The 17,557-nt window shown below is 38.6% G+C and carries 17 protein-coding genes and 1 other annotated feature; of the genes, 1 reads left to right on the top strand and 16 read right to left on the bottom strand.

All coding sequences use genetic code 11. The features are described 5' to 3' along the window. Positions 1 to 78 precede the first annotated feature (78 nt). From rplT to R4146_RS04895, 15 genes are all read right to left on the bottom strand, one after another. Positions 79 to 435, bottom strand: coding sequence for a 50S ribosomal protein L20 (gene rplT / locus R4146_RS04965; protein ID WP_339960313.1), 357 nt, complete (start codon positions 433 to 435; stop codon positions 79 to 81). 36 nt (positions 436 to 471) lie between these two features. Next, complete coding sequence (gene rpmI, locus R4146_RS04960) at positions 472 to 663, bottom strand: 50S ribosomal protein L35 (protein ID WP_339960312.1); 192 nt, start codon at positions 661 to 663, stop codon at positions 472 to 474. A 45-nt stretch (positions 664 to 708) separates the two neighbouring features. Continuing rightward, on the bottom strand, positions 709 to 1,218 hold the full coding sequence (infC, locus tag R4146_RS04955) for a translation initiation factor IF-3 (RefSeq protein ID WP_339960311.1): 510 nt from the start codon (positions 1,216 to 1,218) through the stop codon (positions 709 to 711). A gap of 36 nt (positions 1,219 to 1,254) precedes the next feature. Next, positions 1,255 to 1,384: a sequence feature (ribosomal protein L20 leader region), on the bottom strand. A 45-nt stretch (positions 1,385 to 1,429) separates the two neighbouring features. Then, complete coding sequence (thrS, locus tag R4146_RS04950) at positions 1,430 to 3,373, bottom strand: threonine--tRNA ligase (RefSeq protein WP_339960310.1); 1,944 nt, start codon at positions 3,371 to 3,373, stop codon at positions 1,430 to 1,432. A 361-nt stretch (positions 3,374 to 3,734) separates the two neighbouring features. Next, positions 3,735 to 4,655 carry a primosomal protein DnaI gene (gene dnaI / locus R4146_RS04945; protein WP_339960309.1) on the bottom strand — a complete coding sequence of 307 codons (921 nt, stop codon included), beginning with the start codon at positions 4,653 to 4,655 and terminating at the stop codon, positions 3,735 to 3,737. 11 nt (positions 4,656 to 4,666) lie between these two features. Beyond that, positions 4,667 to 6,061 carry a DnaD domain protein gene (locus tag R4146_RS04940; RefSeq protein WP_339960308.1) on the bottom strand — a complete coding sequence of 465 codons (1,395 nt, stop codon included), beginning with the start codon at positions 6,059 to 6,061 and terminating at the stop codon, positions 4,667 to 4,669. Next, on the bottom strand, positions 6,061 to 6,546 hold the full coding sequence (nrdR, locus tag R4146_RS04935; RefSeq protein ID WP_339960307.1) for a transcriptional regulator NrdR: 486 nt from the start codon (positions 6,544 to 6,546) through the stop codon (positions 6,061 to 6,063). Before nrdR ends, R4146_RS04940 begins: the two co-directional genes overlap by 1 nt. Before the next feature lie 20 nt (positions 6,547 to 6,566). Continuing rightward, positions 6,567 to 7,157, bottom strand: coding sequence for a dephospho-CoA kinase (gene coaE / locus R4146_RS04930; RefSeq protein WP_339960306.1), 591 nt, complete (start codon positions 7,155 to 7,157; stop codon positions 6,567 to 6,569). Continuing rightward, positions 7,150 to 7,989 carry a DNA-formamidopyrimidine glycosylase gene (gene mutM / locus R4146_RS04925; RefSeq protein WP_339960305.1) on the bottom strand — a complete coding sequence of 280 codons (840 nt, stop codon included), beginning with the start codon at positions 7,987 to 7,989 and terminating at the stop codon, positions 7,150 to 7,152. The genes coaE and mutM overlap by 8 nt, the downstream gene beginning before the upstream one ends. 21 nt (positions 7,990 to 8,010) lie before the next feature. Further along, positions 8,011 to 10,647: a DNA polymerase I gene (gene polA / locus R4146_RS04920; protein ID WP_339960304.1), complete on the bottom strand. Its 2,637-nt coding sequence runs from the start codon at positions 10,645 to 10,647 to the stop codon at positions 8,011 to 8,013. Between the two features lie 120 nt (positions 10,648 to 10,767). Further along, complete coding sequence (locus R4146_RS04915; protein WP_339960303.1) at positions 10,768 to 11,463, bottom strand: Bax inhibitor-1/YccA family protein; 696 nt, start codon at positions 11,461 to 11,463, stop codon at positions 10,768 to 10,770. Between the two features lie 83 nt (positions 11,464 to 11,546). Then, a complete protein-coding gene (murC, locus tag R4146_RS04910) occupies positions 11,547 to 12,878 on the bottom strand; it encodes a UDP-N-acetylmuramate--L-alanine ligase (RefSeq protein ID WP_339960302.1) in 1,332 nt (443 codons plus the stop codon). A gap of 67 nt (positions 12,879 to 12,945) precedes the next feature. After that, positions 12,946 to 15,447 carry a DNA translocase FtsK gene (locus R4146_RS04905; protein ID WP_339960301.1) on the bottom strand — a complete coding sequence of 834 codons (2,502 nt, stop codon included), beginning with the start codon at positions 15,445 to 15,447 and terminating at the stop codon, positions 12,946 to 12,948. Between the two features lie 64 nt (positions 15,448 to 15,511). Continuing rightward, positions 15,512 to 16,147, bottom strand: coding sequence for a YtpR family tRNA-binding protein (ytpR, locus tag R4146_RS04900; RefSeq protein WP_339960300.1), 636 nt, complete (start codon positions 16,145 to 16,147; stop codon positions 15,512 to 15,514). Between the two features lie 19 nt (positions 16,148 to 16,166). Beyond that, complete coding sequence (locus R4146_RS04895; protein ID WP_339960299.1) at positions 16,167 to 16,487, bottom strand: thioredoxin family protein; 321 nt, start codon at positions 16,485 to 16,487, stop codon at positions 16,167 to 16,169. A gap of 120 nt (positions 16,488 to 16,607) precedes the next feature. Here R4146_RS04895 and R4146_RS04890 point away from each other — a divergent pair, with 120 nt between their 5' ends. Further along, complete coding sequence (locus R4146_RS04890; RefSeq protein ID WP_339960298.1) at positions 16,608 to 16,919, top strand: hypothetical protein; 312 nt, start codon at positions 16,608 to 16,610, stop codon at positions 16,917 to 16,919. On the opposite strand, the gene trmB is transcribed toward R4146_RS04890, so the two are convergent. Next, entirely contained in the window at positions 16,906 to 17,550 is a 645-nt protein-coding gene (gene trmB, locus R4146_RS04885; RefSeq protein WP_339960297.1) for a tRNA (guanosine(46)-N7)-methyltransferase TrmB, read from the bottom strand. The genes R4146_RS04890 and trmB overlap by 14 nt on opposite strands. Positions 17,551 to 17,557 lie beyond the last annotated feature (7 nt).

The following is a 17,557-nucleotide window of genomic DNA, read 5'->3' as shown; positions in this document are numbered from 1 at the left end:
TGAATGAACACGTTGATTATTAAATAGATGAAAAAAACTTCCACCAAGTAAAATGTTTGGTGAAAGTTTTTGTTTCTGTTATGCTAAAGCTTTTTTAGCAGCTTCAGCTAATGCCTTAAATGCATCAGCATCGTTAACAGCTAAATCAGCTAACATTTTACGGTTAACTTCGATATTAGCTAACTTCAAACCGTGCATAAGTTTGCTGTAACTTAAACCATTGATTCTTGCAGCAGCATTGATACGTGCGATCCAAAGCTTTCTGAAGTTGATTTTGTTATTACGACGGTCACGGAAAGCATAAGTACGTGACTTCATAACTTGGTCTTTAGCAGTCTTGAATAAACGGCTCTTAGCACCGCGGTATCCCTTTGCTGCTTTTAGCATGCGCTTACGACGTGCATGTGTAACGGTTCCACCTTTAACTCGTGGCATATTGAATTCCTCCTAAATAATGGTTCTCAGATTAAATTATTTTAATAACTTAAGGTACTTCTTTGCATTTGATTCAGAAACTACGCGAGTTCCACGTAAGTGACGACGTTGCTTCTTAGTCTTACCGTGGAAACGGTGACTAGTAAAAGCATGAGCACTCTTTAAACCACCCTTAGCAGTTTTCTTAAAACGTTTTGCCACGGCGCGGTTAGTCTTAGTCTTAGGCATTATGAATTTCCTCCTTAAAAAATAGTAATAATTATAAATTAATAATTATTTCTTTTCATTATCGTTTGGGGCAAGCATCAAGAACATGCTCCGGCCTTCCATTTTAGCTCTTTGGGTAACTACTGCTTCGTCCTTGGTTTCATCAGCCATCCGGTTTAAAACATCGCGACCAATTTCCTTATGGGTAATTGCACGACCTTTGAATCGAATTGAAACCCGAACTTTGGCACCCTTGCTCAAGAACGTTTTAACCCGTTTTAATTTGGTGTTAAAGTCGTTCGTATCAATAGTTGGACTCAAACGAATTTCTTTTACGCTAATCGTCTTTTGACTTTGGCGAGATTTGCGAGCCTTCTTTTGTTGTTCGAAACGGTATTTACCGTAATCTAAAATTTTCGCAACTGGCGGCTTAGCTTTTGGTGCAACTAGAACTAGATCAAGGTTAGCATCTTCGGCTAACTTTAACGCATCAGTCTTAGTCTTAACACCAAGTTGTTCGCCATTAGCATCAATTAAACGAACATCGCGGGACCGGATACCTTCATTAACCATCATATCGTTTGCTATGGTAATCCACCTCCAAATATTTTAAAAAGCAGAAAAAAACGGGCGCACAAAGGCACCCGCTTTTTAATCTGATTAAAATCAGATTTTTATACCGTACATTTGCCCAGCGATTTAAATCACTAAGGCGAGAAGCGGGACGCTTCTGCTTTTTATTTATATGGTAACTATACCAGTTTTTAACTAATTCGTCAAGGAAGAATTAGTTTTCACGGGAGTAGTTATCAATATCGTTCTTAATTTGAGTTTCAAAATCGGCAACAGAAGCTGTGTTACTGTCATCATGACCGTAACGACGAACTGACACATTGTTGTTCTTAACTTCTTCATCCCCAACCACTAATGTGTAAGGAATCTTGTGAGTTTGAGCATCCCGAATCAAGTAACCCATCTTTTCAGCCCGTTCATCAACTTCTGAACGAATGCCTAACTTACGTAGTTGTTCGTTTACCTTACGAGCGTAATCACCGTGTTTTTCTTCACTAACGGGGATAATCTTAACTTGCTTTGGTGCTAACCAAGTTGGAAAGGCACCCTTGTATTGTTCGATCAAGTAAGCAACGAAACGTTCCATCGTAGAAACAATTCCACGGTGAATCATAACTGGTCTGTGTTCCTTACCATCTTCACCAACGTAATGTAGATCGAACCGTTCAGGTAACATAAAGTCTAATTGAATCGTTGATAGGGTTTCTTCGTTTCCTAATGCAGTGTAAGTTTGAACATCTAACTTAGGGCCGTAGAATGCAGCTTCCCCTTCAGCTTCAACGTAGTCAAGGCCTAATTCGTCCATGGCACCCTTAAGCATTGATTGAGACTTGTTCCACATTTCATCATCTGCGAAGTACTTTTCAGTATTCTTAGGATCACGGTAACTTAACCGGAAGTGGTATTCCTTAATGTCGAAGTCATTGTAAACATCCATCATTAAGTGCAAGATCTTCTTAAATTCTTCTTGAATTTGATCAGGAGCAACGAACGTGTGACCATCATTTAATGTCATTTCACGAACCCGTTGTAAACCACTTAAAGCACCTGACTTTTCAAACCGGTGCATCATCCCTAATTCAGCAATTCGCATTGGTAAGTCACGGTATGAACGAATATGGTGGTTATAGATTTGAATATGACTTGGACAGTTCATTGGCCGTAATTCAAGTTCTTCACCATCACCCATGTCCATTGGTGGGAACATGTCTTCACGGTAGTGAGCCCAGTGACCAGATGTCTTGTAAACATCTAAGTTCATTAGCACTGGCGTAACAACGTGTTGGTAACCACTGTTAACTTCTTTATCCACAATGTAGCGTTCGATTACTCGACGAACCGTAGCCCCATTTGGCATCCAGTAAGCTAAACCAGCACCGACCTTTGGATCAACAAAGAATAAATCAAGTTGATTTCCAATTACCCGGTGGTCACGTTCTCTGGCTTCTTGACGTTGCTTTAGGTCTGCTTCTAAATCATCCTTCTTGAAGAAAGCAGTTCCAAAGATTCTTTGTAACATTGGGTTAGATGATTTACCTTCCCAGTATGCACCCGCAACTGAAAGTAACTTAAAGAACTTAAGTGGCTTAGCACTTGGTAGTACGACCCCTTCGCCTAAGCCTAAGTAATCACCAATTTGGTAGAAGACCACTTTATCATCCTTAGCTAACTTACGAACTAGTTTAGCTTGGTATGGATCACCATCAACTTGCTTTAAAGCATCATCTAATGATAATACCTTAGTTTCTAACTTAACATCAGCCTTTACTAATGCGTCCATCTTTTCAGCTAAGCCATCTAATTCATCAGCACTAACTTGACGATCTTCCTTGTCAGTATCAACAAAGAAGCCATCTTCATCAGCAGTACTTTCACCAAAACGAATTCCCATAAATGTATCTGCTAATGCAGCCTTTAGTAATTGGGCAGCGGTCCGACGAAGCACTGGTAATGCTTCTGCAGAGTCCTTAGTAATAATTTCAATTTTGCCACCCTTTTCAAGAGGGGTGTTTAATCCAACCATTTCACCATCAACTTTACCAGCCACTGCTTTTTTAGCAAGACTGATTGAAATTGACTTTGCGATATCTTCTGTATTAATTCCAGCGTCGAATTCTTTTACACTACCGTCTGGAAATTCAAATGAAAGTTGAGCCATATTTATGATCTCCCTTAATTTTTAATTTTCTTTATTAATGAAAAAACGCCCCATGATCACCGATAAATCATATCAGTAACCATGGGACGTTTTTATAAGCGCGGTTCCACCCAAATATTCACGGAAATAAGTCCGTAAACCCTTAATTCGGTATCTAACGTTAACCAAACGACTTAGCATTTCCACTAAGCAGTCAATGAAGTGGTAACTTATGGTTGAATTAGTAGCACTTCCAGTAAACGCACCACTTCCCTAATAAATTCAAATTCATAAACCATGTCTTCAAACACTTTTGCATTAATAAAGATTACATTTATCATTAAACTATCATTTAGGGTGGATGTCAAGCAAAAGACCGTTTTTATTTACGGCGACGATTATCACCCTGCATCTGAAATTCACGGGATAAAAAACGAATTCGCTCAACAATTCGATTTGCACGGGTCTCATCATTATTCCGACCAGATAAGTAAGCATCCTTTAAATCATCAATCGTGTAATTAGAGGTAAAGAACGTTGGCAACTCATTTTGCATTCGATATTCTAAAATCAATCCTAATACTTCATCTCGAACCCAATCAGAAATTGAGTCTGCCCCAATGTCATCTAACATCAATATTGGTGCTTTTTTTACTGCATCTAATTTAGCACCGCCAGTATTATCGCTAATGGATTCCTTCATTTCATGTGCGAAGCTGGGAAAATGAACTAGTAATGATGAAATTCCATCTTCAGCCAATTCATTAGCAATCGCACCAATAAGAAACGTTTTCCCAATCCCAAAAGAACCAGAAATATACATTCCAGGGATAAAATGATCAGTTTCCGGATAGTCAGAAGTGAAATTACTAGCATATACCATTATCGGTGAACGAGTTGAAAAATATTTATTTTTGTAGTCAAAGTCATTAAGACTTGCATTCTGAATGACCTTTGGCATCGCAATCGATTTAACTCGTTCCTTTAATTGCTTTGACTTTTGTTTTTCAATCGTTGCTAATGTCGGAACATAAGTAACATCAATCATCTGCCCATTATAAACTAATTTAGGATGATAACCTGGAATTAATCCATCATGATTAGCTGATTTATTCTTTTGTTGAACATATTCATAAATTTTAGACGCTGAGCGCCGGATGGATTCATTGCTAATTGAATGTGCTTTTACGAATGCTTGAACATCTGGATCATTATACGCTTCTCGCATTAACGATTGATAATTAAACTTATCACCAAACTTATCATTAATTGCATGCCTTAGTTCAGTTTTTAAATCCTTCAATTTGCCACCTCCTATTTTTTGTTTCTAATTTTTTCTATTTTAGCTATAACTGCGCGACGTTCCTCTTCACTTACTGGTTTAATAACTTGGTTATCCAAACCTTCCTTCATCCAAGTTGGCCGCAAATCTTTATGCTGACCATTGGATTTACGGTAGTTCGAACGACCATAATGACCTAATTTTTTATTTTCTTTTTGCTTACGATTATATGCTTTAATAGCATTCATTGCATCCGTTGCCGCTTTAACGTGATATTTTTGAACCCAATCATTAGCAATAAAGTCAAATAAATTTTTTGATAACTGGGGCTTTTCCTGATTGACAATAATATGATAGACCAACATATTAACCGCACCCGTCGACATAATCCGTTGATCAACTAAATTTGCAACCATATTTTCTTCGCTTTGGGTAACGAAGCCATTCTTAGACTCCTTCAAACGATTGATAAACTCTAATGGTGCATAATAATCAGCCGCCTTGATTAAACTACGGTCATTGGCATCAAAATCAGTCTTATTTTTTTCATTATTTGATTCTTCAACAACAGTTTTAACAGACTGATTATTCGTTTGGTATTGGCGACTAATCAATAATTTTAACTTATCAGGAGAAAACACATTATTACGAATATTAGTGGCCCGCATGATAAGTTGAGCCATTTTTAGTTCATCGATACCATATAACTCGTGTTCGTTAATGATTAATTGATATTGCCGTTTAACTTGTTCAACGTTGACGTAGGAACTCTTAAGACAATCCAGTACTAATTGAAAACTAAAATCACGATGATCATAGTTCGGCGATGGTCGTTTTACATCATCATCATCGTTTGGTTTATTTAAATCATAATCATGTTTTAAATTAACGATTGACTGTGGTTGATCAGTAATTTGATCAGCATCAATTTGAAATGAATCTAAGAAATTTTGCGTAATCTCTTCAGCATCATCCATCTCAAATGGCTTGATCAATAACCGTTGCGCAAGCTTTTGATAAGTGGCTTCGCCTACGTTTTCCAATAATGCCAGACTTAATAAGTCATCGTCAAAAAATGCCCGGTTACTCAGCGGTGGGATTAACTGGTAAATTAAAACTGGTTTGGAGTCCGTTTTTTGAACGAACGTTCTTAATAATCCAGCCCCTTCTAAGCGGCCTCGACATTCATTGAATTTTTTTGCATCAATTTGTAAAAAAGAAAACAATTCATAGTGTTGCCGTTGAACGTATGGATTCGTTTGATCTTCACTGTATCGCCAAAGCAAGCGAATCAACGCAGTGGCTGTGACCCCAATTACGGGTTGGTACAACCAATCGATCGATTCGCTTGCTAGGTTTGAAAGTCGTTCGTTCTTGGTAACAATAAACCCTGTTTTCGGATCATTTTGATTCCAATCATTGTTCATTATTTATCATTATCCTTCGAATCTTTACCGCGATCGCGGTTCATAACTTCCTTCATTTCATTATAAAAAACTGTCATATCTTTAAACTGCCGGTAAACACTCGCAAACCGGATGTAAGCAATCTCATCTACATCAGCTAATTCTTTCATTACGTACTCACCAATTAGTTGACTAGAAACTTCATTTTCACCCCGCGAGCGAACTTCACTTTCTACTTTATCAACAATTTGCGTCATTAAGTCCATTGAAACAGGCCGTTTTTCAGCCGAGCGAATAATGCCGCGTAACATCTTATCACGGTTAAATTCTTCACGATTACCATTATGCTTAATCACTAATAATGGTGCTGATTCTACTCGTTCGAACGTGGTGTAACGATAACCACAGTTTTCGCATTCACGTCTTCTTCTGATGACGGTCCCATCATTGGTAGGTCTTGAATCGACTACTCTTGAACTATTCTTATGACAATGGGGACATTTCATCACTAATCACCTCATCGTTTTTAACATAGGTTTTCCAATAATTTTAACACTTGTTGCTTAGTTTGACTAATCGAACCAGAATTATTAATCACTACTTTAGATAATGATTGCTTAATTTGTTGACTCCATTGTTGATCGATTAAATTCATTGCCGTCTCAGTATCAACGTGGTTACGTAATTTAATGCGTTGAACTTGTTTATCAACATCACAACTCACAAAGACAGTTGTATCAACATATCCTTCATACCCTGCTTCGAATAACAATGGCGCATCCAATATTGCCAACGGCACGGCTTTATGTTCGTAATCATTAATTTGATTTAAGATTGCTTGGCGAATATAAAGATCCATCACCCGATTAAGGCGGTGCAATTGGGTCGCATCGTTAAACACCAATTGGCCTAACGCCTTCCGATCAATTGCATCCCCACCAGCAATCGATGGCCCAAATGCATTCACTAATGCCTGGTAACAATCAGTCCCTGCCTTTTGTAGATCATGAGTAATTAAATCCGCATCAATAATCGGGACCGTAGCTTCCGCAAACATCTTACTAACGGTCGATTTGCCAGTGCCAATGCTACCAGTGAGCCCAACTAACTTAGTCATTAGCAGTCACGATTCGTTGACAATTAGGACAAAAACTAGTTCCTCGTTGTGCCACCTTAATCTTTTCGATCGGCGTACCACAACGTTCACAAGGTTGGCCCTTCTTGCCGTAAACATGCAATTGACTTTGAAATTGACCAGCTTCACCAAATGCATTGGAGTATGAATGAACCGTAGTTCCATGGCCCTTGATTGCTGCTGCAATTTCATCAATGATATTTTGCCGTAATTCCCGAATTTGATCATCAGTAATCAAATTCGTGATTTGTTCTGGATGAATCTTACTCATCCAAAGCACTTCATCGGTATAAATGTTACCAAGTCCTGCAATGTGGTCTTGATTCAATAGGAACGGTTTAATCTTGCCTCGGCTCTTGTTCATGATTCGTTTCATGTATTCAAAAGTAAGCTGATCACTAGTTGGTTCCGGTCCAATCGTACCAATCCCGGACAATGTATTTTCCTGACCATTTTTAATTAAATACATTCGCCCAAACTTACGACTATCATTATAACGAAGTTCACGACCATCCGTTAGATGCCAAATAATATGGGTATGTTTGTCTGGTTTAGTCCCATCTTTTTCAACATCGTACTTTCCTTCCATTCGTAAGTGTGAAACAACGGTGTATCCATTGTTCAAACGAAAGAGTAAGTATTTTCCACGCCGGTCGATTTTTTCAATGGTACTCCCAGTTAATGCATCAATAAATTGAGCTGATGAAACATTGATCATCTTAGGATAGATAACATCAACATTGTTAATGGTAGCGCCTTGCACTAATTCTGTTAATCCGATTCTTACGGTTTCTACTTCAGGTAATTCTGGCATTGTTTAACCCTCTTATCTTTTTTATTTTGCATCGTACCACGTTGGCCCATGATGACTGGCCACACGCAATGGTACTTGTAATTTAACAGCTGAATCCATTACTTTTGGCACCAGTTTTTCTAATACTGGAATTTCTTCTGCTGGAGCTTCGAACACTAATTCATCATGGATTTGCAATAGCATCTTCGCTTGCATCCCCGCCAATGCTGATTCCATATTGATCATGGCAATCTTGATAATATCGGCCGCACTCCCTTGAATAGGTGAATTCATAGCAGTCCGTTCTGCAAACGAACGTTGGTGGAAGTTACGGGAATGAATATCTGGTAAATAACGTCTCCGGTGGGTAATCGTTTCGACGAAGCCGTTAGCATGGGCAAATTTAACTTCATTTTGCATGTATTCATTGACCTTTGGATATTCAGCAAAGTATTTATCAATAAATTGTTTGGCATCCTTACGACTAATTCCCGTATTTTTAGCCAAACCAAAGTCACTAATCCCATACACGATTCCAAAGTTAACTGCCTTAGCTTGTCTTCTTAATTCAGGTGTAACTTCATCGTTAGACTGTAACCCAAAGATTCGCCGCGCCGTTGACGCATGAATATCATCATTATGATTGAATTCATCTTGCATATTGGTATCGCCACTGATCGAAGCTAAGACCCGCAACTCAATTTGTGAATAATCAGATGAAAAAATTTGCCAACCCGGATGACTAGGTACGAACGCCCGTCTAATTTGGCGTCCTTCATCGGTGCGAATTGGGATATTTTGTAAATTAGGATCAACAGATGACAGCCGGCCCGTTTGGGTCAATGTTTGTAAGTAACGAGTGTGGACCTTATTATCACTAGGATAAATCACCTTTAATAATCCATCTACATAGGTCGAAGCAATTTTAGACAATTGACGATACTTTAAAATATTATCGACAATCGGTGCCTCGGGAGCTAATTTTTCTAGAACATCCACTGAGGTGGAATATCCCGTCTTGGTTCTTTTGATCACTGGTAAGTGTAACTTCTCAAATAGAATCTCACCTAGTTGTTTTGGCGATCCAATATTGAATTCTTGACCAGCATCATTATAGATGGCTTGTTCATACTCGGCAATTCGTTCTGATAGCTTACTGCCCATCGAAATCAGCTGATCTCGATTAACAGTAATCCCTTGAATTTCCATTCTAGCTAATACGAACGCAATTGGCAGTTCAATTTCTTGGTATAATCTAGTTTGATCATGTTCATCCAATTCTTTAAACATTTTATCCTTTAATGCCGAAATCGCAAGTGCTTTGGATGCTAAATGGTCAAATAGCGTTTGATCATCTTCTGGAATCGAACGCTTAGCTCCTTTTCCATAGACATCATCATCAGATTTAACTCCATAGTAGCCATGTTTACTAGCAACCTTACTAAGGTCGTTGCTATTATCATTGGTATTGAGAAGATAAGAAACTAACAGCATATCAAAATCGACGTGGTTCAACTTAATGCCTAGCCGATTTAATCCTACGTATGCCCGCTTAGCATCAAACACGCTAATTGGCGTTTGATCGTCAGTTAGGCGATCCTTTAATGGTGCTGATTTAAGTAATTCAACATCCCGACTCACATACCAATGATCGCCATCCCCAATAACAAATCCAACAAATGGTGCTTGGTGGTAGTTATCACCGTCCATTCCTAGGTATAAGGTCACGGCACCGGATAGCTTTACATCATTTAAATGATCAGCATCAATCATTGTATATTCAATCGTTGGCATTTCAGATTGCAAGTTCATTTGACTCAAGAACTTGTTAAAATTCATGCGCTTATAAAATGCAATTAAGGCTTCGTCTTGATTACCCATATATTCTAATTCATCTAAGCCAATGGTTACAGGGGCATTGCAGTCAATGGTTGCTAATCGCTTAGATAACAATGCTTGGTCATGATCTTCAATTAAGTGTTCCTTTAATTTTTTAGCAGTGACTTCATCAATATGATCATATAAATTTTCAATGGAGCCAAATTGTTTGATCAACTTATCCGCGGTCTTAGGACCTACCTTAGTCACCCCAGGATAATTATCAGAGGTATCTCCTTGCAGCCCCTTTAAGTCAATAATTTGTTTAGGCGTAATGCCCAAATGTTCCTTTACATAATCAGCAGTATAATGGTCAATTTCACTGACCCCCGTTTTAGAAACGCTAACTGTAACATGATCAGAACACAACTGGGTTAAATCACGATCACCAGTTACAATTGTCACTTCATAGCCAGCTGCTTCTGCTTGTTTCGATAACGTCCCAATAATGTCATCAGCCTCATAGTTAGCTAATTCATAACTTTTAATTCCGCGATCTTTGAGTAATTCCTTAATGTATGGAAATTGTTCAATTAGTTCCGTTGGGGTCTTTTTACGATCTCCCTTATAGTCATCATATAACTTAGTTCTAAAAGTCACTTTGCCAGCATCAAATGCTGCTAAAGCTGCCGTTGGTTGCACTGCCGTTAAGATGTTATCAAGCATGGTGTTAAAACCATAGATAGCACTTGTGTGTAACCCTTCATGATTAGTAAATCGATCAACAGATTGAAAGAGCGCATAAAAAGCCTTAAATGCAATGCTATTCCCGTCGATTAATAGAAGTCTCTTATCAGCCATGTAAAATCTCCTTAATTTTTTAACGAATTTTATCCTTTCAATATTATATAACAAATTGGAATGATTTAAAAAAGAGACCACCGATAAATTAATCGGTAGTCTCTTTTGAATCACGCAAGCTTAGTTGCGATTGTCACCCATTCCAAAGATTTGTAGTAAACTCAAGAATAAGTTAATGAAGTTAATGTAGAGCGTTAATGCGCCCCCAATAGCAATTGCAGTTGCAGTACTTTCATCACTATTTTGGTTGTAGAAATTCTTTAGGATTTGCGTATCATATGCAGTTAATCCAGTAAAGATAATTACTGAAATGATTGAAATGATCAATGATAATACTCCTATATGCAAGAAGATATTAATAACTGATGCCACAATGATTGCAATCAATGCCGCAATTAAAATGGTTCCCATTTTAGCTAAACTACGTTTCGTAACAAACCCATAGATACTCATCGTAATGAATAAACTAGCACTTGAAACAAATGCTGCAACAATTGAAGTATTCGTATAAACCATCAAAATGTTAGAAAATACGAAGCCAGTCATTGCCGAATAAACAAACAACAGGGCTAACCCTAATCCAGCTGAGCGCATTGCCGCACCTTGGATCAGGAATGGAATCACTGCCCATACAATAATTAATACGATGGCAGCACCACCAGACATTGAAATGCCGGCATTAATTACGAAGAACGCAACTAGGGCAGAAATCAAAACTGAGGCACCCATCCAGCCGTATACTCGAGAAAAGAAAGTGTTTAAGCCAACTGCGTTGTTAACACTTCTTCTTTCGGTCGGTTGATCAAAATTGTTCAAAATAATCCCTCTTTTCATTAATTCAATTTCATTGTTTATACTATTATATCAAAATGATTGCAAGGACTAAATCATTTTAACCATTAATTTACATTTGGCCGTAAATCATTTAACAAGTTTTCGTAAATCTTTTCATACTTTTGAATGTCTCCTGCACCCATAAAGATGATTACCGCATTCTTATAATCAAGTAGTGGTGATACGTTTTCAGCCTTGATCAAGCCACCGTCCTTAGTAATTTTATCCACTAAGTCTTGGCTAGAAACTGCACCGGACTTTTCACGAGGTGAACCATAAATCTTTGTGACATATACCTTGTCCGCCTTACTTAAACTTGCAGCAAAATCATCTAAATATGCAATGGTCCGACTAAACGTATGGGGTTGGAACACTGCGACAATTTCCTTATTTGGATATTCTTGCCGGGCTGCATCTAAAGTTGCATTAATTTCAGATGGGTGGTGAGCATAATCATCAATGATCACCATATCAGCTACCTTACGTTGAGCAAAACGACGTTTAACACCCTTAAAGGTTAATAATTCACGCCGGATTTCATCTAAGTTAACTTCTTCAAAGTATGATACCGCAATTACAGCCAATGAGTTTAAGATATTGTGTTCACCGAACAATGGAATCTTAAACGTTCCCAGGTTCTTATCATGGTAAACGACATCAAATTGTGAACCTTCAGTAGTCCGCTTAATGTTAACTGCTCTAAAATCATCATCGTCATTAGTTCCATAAGTGTAAATCGGCACTGAAGCCTTAATTCTTCTGAGGTTTTTATCATCACCCCAAATAAAGATACCCTTTTTAACTTGATTAGCAAAAGTTTGAAATGCATCAAATACGTCTTCAATCCCGGTGTAGTAATCAGGATGGTCAAAGTCAATGTTAGTCATGATTGCGTAATCAGGACTAGTTGCTAAGAAGTGACGACGGTATTCATCGGCTTCATAAACAAAGAACCGGGCATCTGGAACCCCCTTACCGCTTCCATCACCGATTAAGTAATCAGTTGGTGAAATTCCACTTAAAACGTGCGCTAGCAATCCAGTTGTACTGGTTTTACCATGGGCTCCAGCAATTCCAATGCTAGTGTATCCCTTAATCATTTCACCCAATAATTCATGGTAACGATAAATGGTCAAGCCCATTTCACGTGCTTTGGCAATTTCTGGTTGGTCATCGTTAAAGGCATTTCCAGCAACCACCGTTAATCCAGCATGAATGTTATCTGGATTAAATGGCAGGATTTTAATCCCTGCTTGTTCTAATCCCCGTTGGGTAAATGTGTATTGATCAATATCTGATCCTTGCACTTGATAGCCCTGATCATGCAAGATCAATGCCATTGCACTCATCCCAGTTCCCTTAATTCCTACAAAATGATAAATTGTGTTTTTATCCATTTTTTAATCCCCCTATTTTTTCAACTTTAATCATAGCAGTATTTTTAAAAATTTACTTGATTTTTAATTAAAGATTTAATTTTTTATAATCATCTTCGGTCAGATAAACTTCCCGTGGCTTAGAACCATGCTGTCCTGAAATATAATTCTGTTGTTCTAAGTCATCAATCAAACTAGCCGCTCGATTGTACCCAATCGAAAAGACGCGTTGTAATTTCGATGTTGAAACCGTCTTTTCCTTAGCAATGTATGCCAATACTTCCGGCATAATTTCATCTTGTTGTTGAACCATGTTGACCTTCTTTAGTAACGACTTAGGGTTAAAGGCATACTTAGGCGTTCCCTGAGTCCGTACCGCAGCAGTCACGCGTTCAATCTCATCGTTAGTAACGAACGTTCCTTGAATCCGCAGTGGCTGACTCTTTCCGTTACCCAAGTAGAGCATGTCACCTTTCCCCAAGAGCCGTTCAGCTCCGGCAGTATCAATAATCGTGCGGGAGTCAACTTGACTAGAAACCATAAACGCAATTCGGGTCGGAATATTATTTTTGATGGTTCCCGTTACGATATCAACACTTGGCCGTTGGGTCGCTACGATTAAATGAATCCCAGCTGCCCGTGCCTTTTGTGTAATTCGAACAATGTAATCTTGGACTTCAGTGGATGCGACCATCATTAAGTCAGCCAATTCATCAATGATAATAACAATATATGGCATCTTTAATGCTGGTTGGTTACTTTCATCCGCCTTTTCATTAAACTGTTCAATGTTACGGGCGCCGGCTGCTGCTAATTTTTCATAGCGTTCATCCATTTCTTTAACTGCCCATTTTAATGCAGCTGAAGCCTCATTCGGTTCTGAAATGACCGGTGCTAATAGATGTGGAATATTATTATAAGGAGCCAATTCAACCGCTTTAGGATCAATCAATAACAATCTTAACTGAGCAGGCGTGGCTTTATACAATAGTGAGACCAACAAACTATTAATGAACACACTCTTCCCAGAACCAGTCGCCCCAGCAATTAAGCCATGGGGCATCTTAGCAATATCAGTAACTTGGGGCTTACCAGTTAAGTCCACCCCTAGTGCAATCGTTAAATCAGACTTAGCTTGTCGAAAGGCATCATCATCTAATACTTCAGATAACATCACTGGTCTAGGCTTTGGATTCGGAATTTCAACCCCGACTGTGGTCCGACCAGGAATGGGTGCTTCAATTCGAATGTCCTTGGCAGCTAGTGCCAATTTCAAATCATCATTTAGGTTCGTAATCTTGCTAACTTTAACCCCTAGTGCTAGTTTAACTTGGAACTGAGTTACCGTAGGTCCGTTCGTCCAGTCCACCACCTCAGCATTTACATGAAATGCGTGCAAGGTCCGATCTAAGATTTCAGATTGTTTAATAATCCAATCATCTAGGTCTTCATCATCACTGCGTTGGGGTTCGTTCAATAGTGAAAATTGGGGGAATTGATATCCTTGATCGTATTCAGTACCACTGCTGAGGGTCTCATGATCAGTATTCTCAACCGGAAAGACCCCTGGCGCATTTTCATCATCATGAGAAGCGCTAGTTACCTGATGAGGTTCTACATCACTTTTGGTCGCTGGCGCTTGAACCACTGATTCAGCAACAGATGACTTAGGGGTCCCTAGTTCATCTTTAAAAAACTCAACGTCCTTTTGCGCATCTGTTTCATTATCTAAAATCGATGAGAGTGAATGCCCTAATCCTCGTTTAGGCTTATGTTCGGCTTTATTTACTTGGGGGTGTTCATCCATTGACTGTGGAGCTTCACTTGATACAACTGCCGATTCGTTCGAGTTATTATCATGATCAGACTGAGCTGCTTGTTCACTAGCATGTGAACTGAATCCTGCGTGGTGTGATTCATCCGCTGACTTCGTATCATCCATCGGCGCTGAACTAACCGCAGCTGATTTAAAATGCCGGCCCGATTCAGATGATCGAGGAGCAACCGAATTAATTTGAGTAGCCGCGTCAGATTCAGCCTTAGAGTCATCAGTAACATCAGCATTATGAATTCGTTGATAATATTCCTCATCACTAGTGGATTGAGCATAGTGACTAGCTACTGCTGCTTCAAATGATTGATTCGATCGTTCAGCACTACTTGGCCCTGCTAATGGAGTTTGACTAGCAACGATGCTCTCAGGTGTTTCATCAACATCCCCAAATTGAATCACATCAGAATTCGCCCGCGTATCAATGCCATCATCAAATAGCGTACAATCTGCATCTGACTTAGCTAATTCATTGATCAACCGAAGATAATAACGACCTAATTTCGATTCATTCAGATAGTTATCAGCTGACTTGCGCTTGGCATAATTCCCCTTGGGTTGAAAAGCACTAGTCATCTTAGCAATCATGTTTTCACCATTGGTCCGAAAGTTGCCGCCCTGCTGTGAATCAGGCGCACTAGTTGCTGTTCGTCGACTGCTGTTGGTCATTTTATTATTAGAATAACTGGCTTGGTCATTTAGTTGTTTATTTTTATTTAAAAAGCGTCGGTAAAACGCTGGTCCATCATAGTGGTTCATCTTTATTCACCCTTAATCACTTTAAATAATAGATTATGTATAAAAAAGGAGTGACCAAAACTCCTTATGAAAATAGTCCCTGTGCCTTTGCAAAATCAAATTTGGTCCCGACTTGATAGTCATCAGGTAAAATCAATGCTCCTGGCTTTTGTGGGGCATTTGGAATCTTTAGTTCCCGTCCGGAACAAATCATTCCATCACTTTCAACACCCTTTAATTCACCAGGCCAAATAATTAGTCCACTTGGCATCATAGTTCCAACCTTTGCAACCACGACTTTAATGTCGGCTTGCATATTAGGCGAACCACTGACGATTTGAAGGGTTTGACCACCATCAACTTCAGTTTCAGTAATCTTTAGATGGTCAGATTTAGGATGGGCTTCAACTGATTTTACGTATCCCACCACAAATTTAGGGTCATGATCAACCGTTAGTTGATCACTAAAACCATTCTCCTGTAGTACTTGGTTTAATTTATCAACGTCAGCTGCATCTAAATACACTTGACCATTATGGTCCTTAATATCAGGTAAGACCTCGCTAACATTAAAGATGTTGAACCCTAAGGCTTGTCCATTACTAGCATCAGCAATTTTAGCTACATTTCCCTTTACTTCAGTCGTTTGTTCGGCTGCATCTGGACGTAATACTACGATTAAAACGTCACCTAATTGAGAAGGGTTATAACTTGCAATCATTAATTTATCATTCCTTTTATTAGTCTAGTGAGTCAATAAAACTTTCTACTTGGGCTTGGGTCTTGCGTTCCTTATTAACATAGCGACCGATTTCCTTACCATCTTCAAATGCGACGAAGCTTGGAATCCCAAAAATATTCAATTCAGCTGCCAAGTCAATGTTGTCATCCCGATCAACAGATAAGAACGTGTATTCAGGATGGTTAGCAACGATTTCTGGCATTGCTGGTTTAATTACAGTACAATCAGGACACCAGGTCGCAGTGAAAAATAAGATGTACTTACCTTTTGCGATCTTGGTCGTTAATTGTTCTAAATTCATTGGTGCTAATTCTTCCATGATTATCACTCCCATATTTTTAATCGTAATCATTATTATAACTTAATTCATCGGCAAATTCGTTCGTTTTGATTATAATAATAATATAGCGTTAATTTCAATAGAAATCAGGTGTAATTTTTGCAAAACAAAACGAAGTTCAGTGTACTCGCTGGGGTCGTTGTGATCGGCACGGCCCTATCAATTAGAAAAGAATGGCGGATTCGAACTGAAAAGAGAATCTACAGTCAGATCAATCAGCGATTTGCCAATCAAAATATTTATGGCACATGGCTGGCGCCCAAATACATGCTCCTATCGGAGAACTACTATCTAGGTGGCATTAACATTTTAGATCAAAACACCATCGTTCAATATCAATTTAGGGCTAATCAAAACGGTATTATCACTAGTCTCTACCATGCCGGTAGTCAACCCGCTACTCGGTTTTAAAATTAATCACAATTTTATAGATGGGACCGTTTTGACTAAACTTAGCTTCATATTCAGTTTCAACATTATCCTCTTGTTCTGGACTATTGTGTAGATCAAGAGATACATATTCGAAATTAGTGCCAAATTGATTCAATGAAATCAATGAATATTCAAACAAACCCCGGTTATCAGTTTTAAATTCTAATTGATGACCGTCTTTTAGGACGTCCTTATAACTACCTAAAAAGGCAGATGAAGTTAAACGACGTTTAGCATGGCGTTTTTTTGGCCATGGATCAGAAAAGTTTAAATACATTTTATCAATTTCATTGGGCTTAAATAGTGTATTTACTAATGCCCCATCAGTTTCCACTAGTTGAACGTTCGTTAATTGTTCATCCACTAACTTCCGTAATGCGACGGCAATCACTGATTCTTGGAGTTCGATTCCAATGAAGTTAATTTCGGGATGTTTTTTAGCCATTTCAATAATGAATTGACCCTTACCAATCCCAATTTCTAGGTTTAATGGTTGTTGTTTTGGAAACCGACTATCCCATTTACCTACCCATTCTTCGGGATTAGTAACGATTAATTCGGGATGGGATTCAATATATGGTTTCGCCCATGATTTATGTCTTACGCGCATAACTTGC

Source organism: Nicoliella lavandulae, assembly GCF_037546185.1.
GTDB lineage: Bacteria > Bacillota > Bacilli > Lactobacillales > Lactobacillaceae > Nicoliella > Nicoliella lavandulae.
This window is presented reverse-complemented; position numbering and strand designations above follow the sequence as displayed.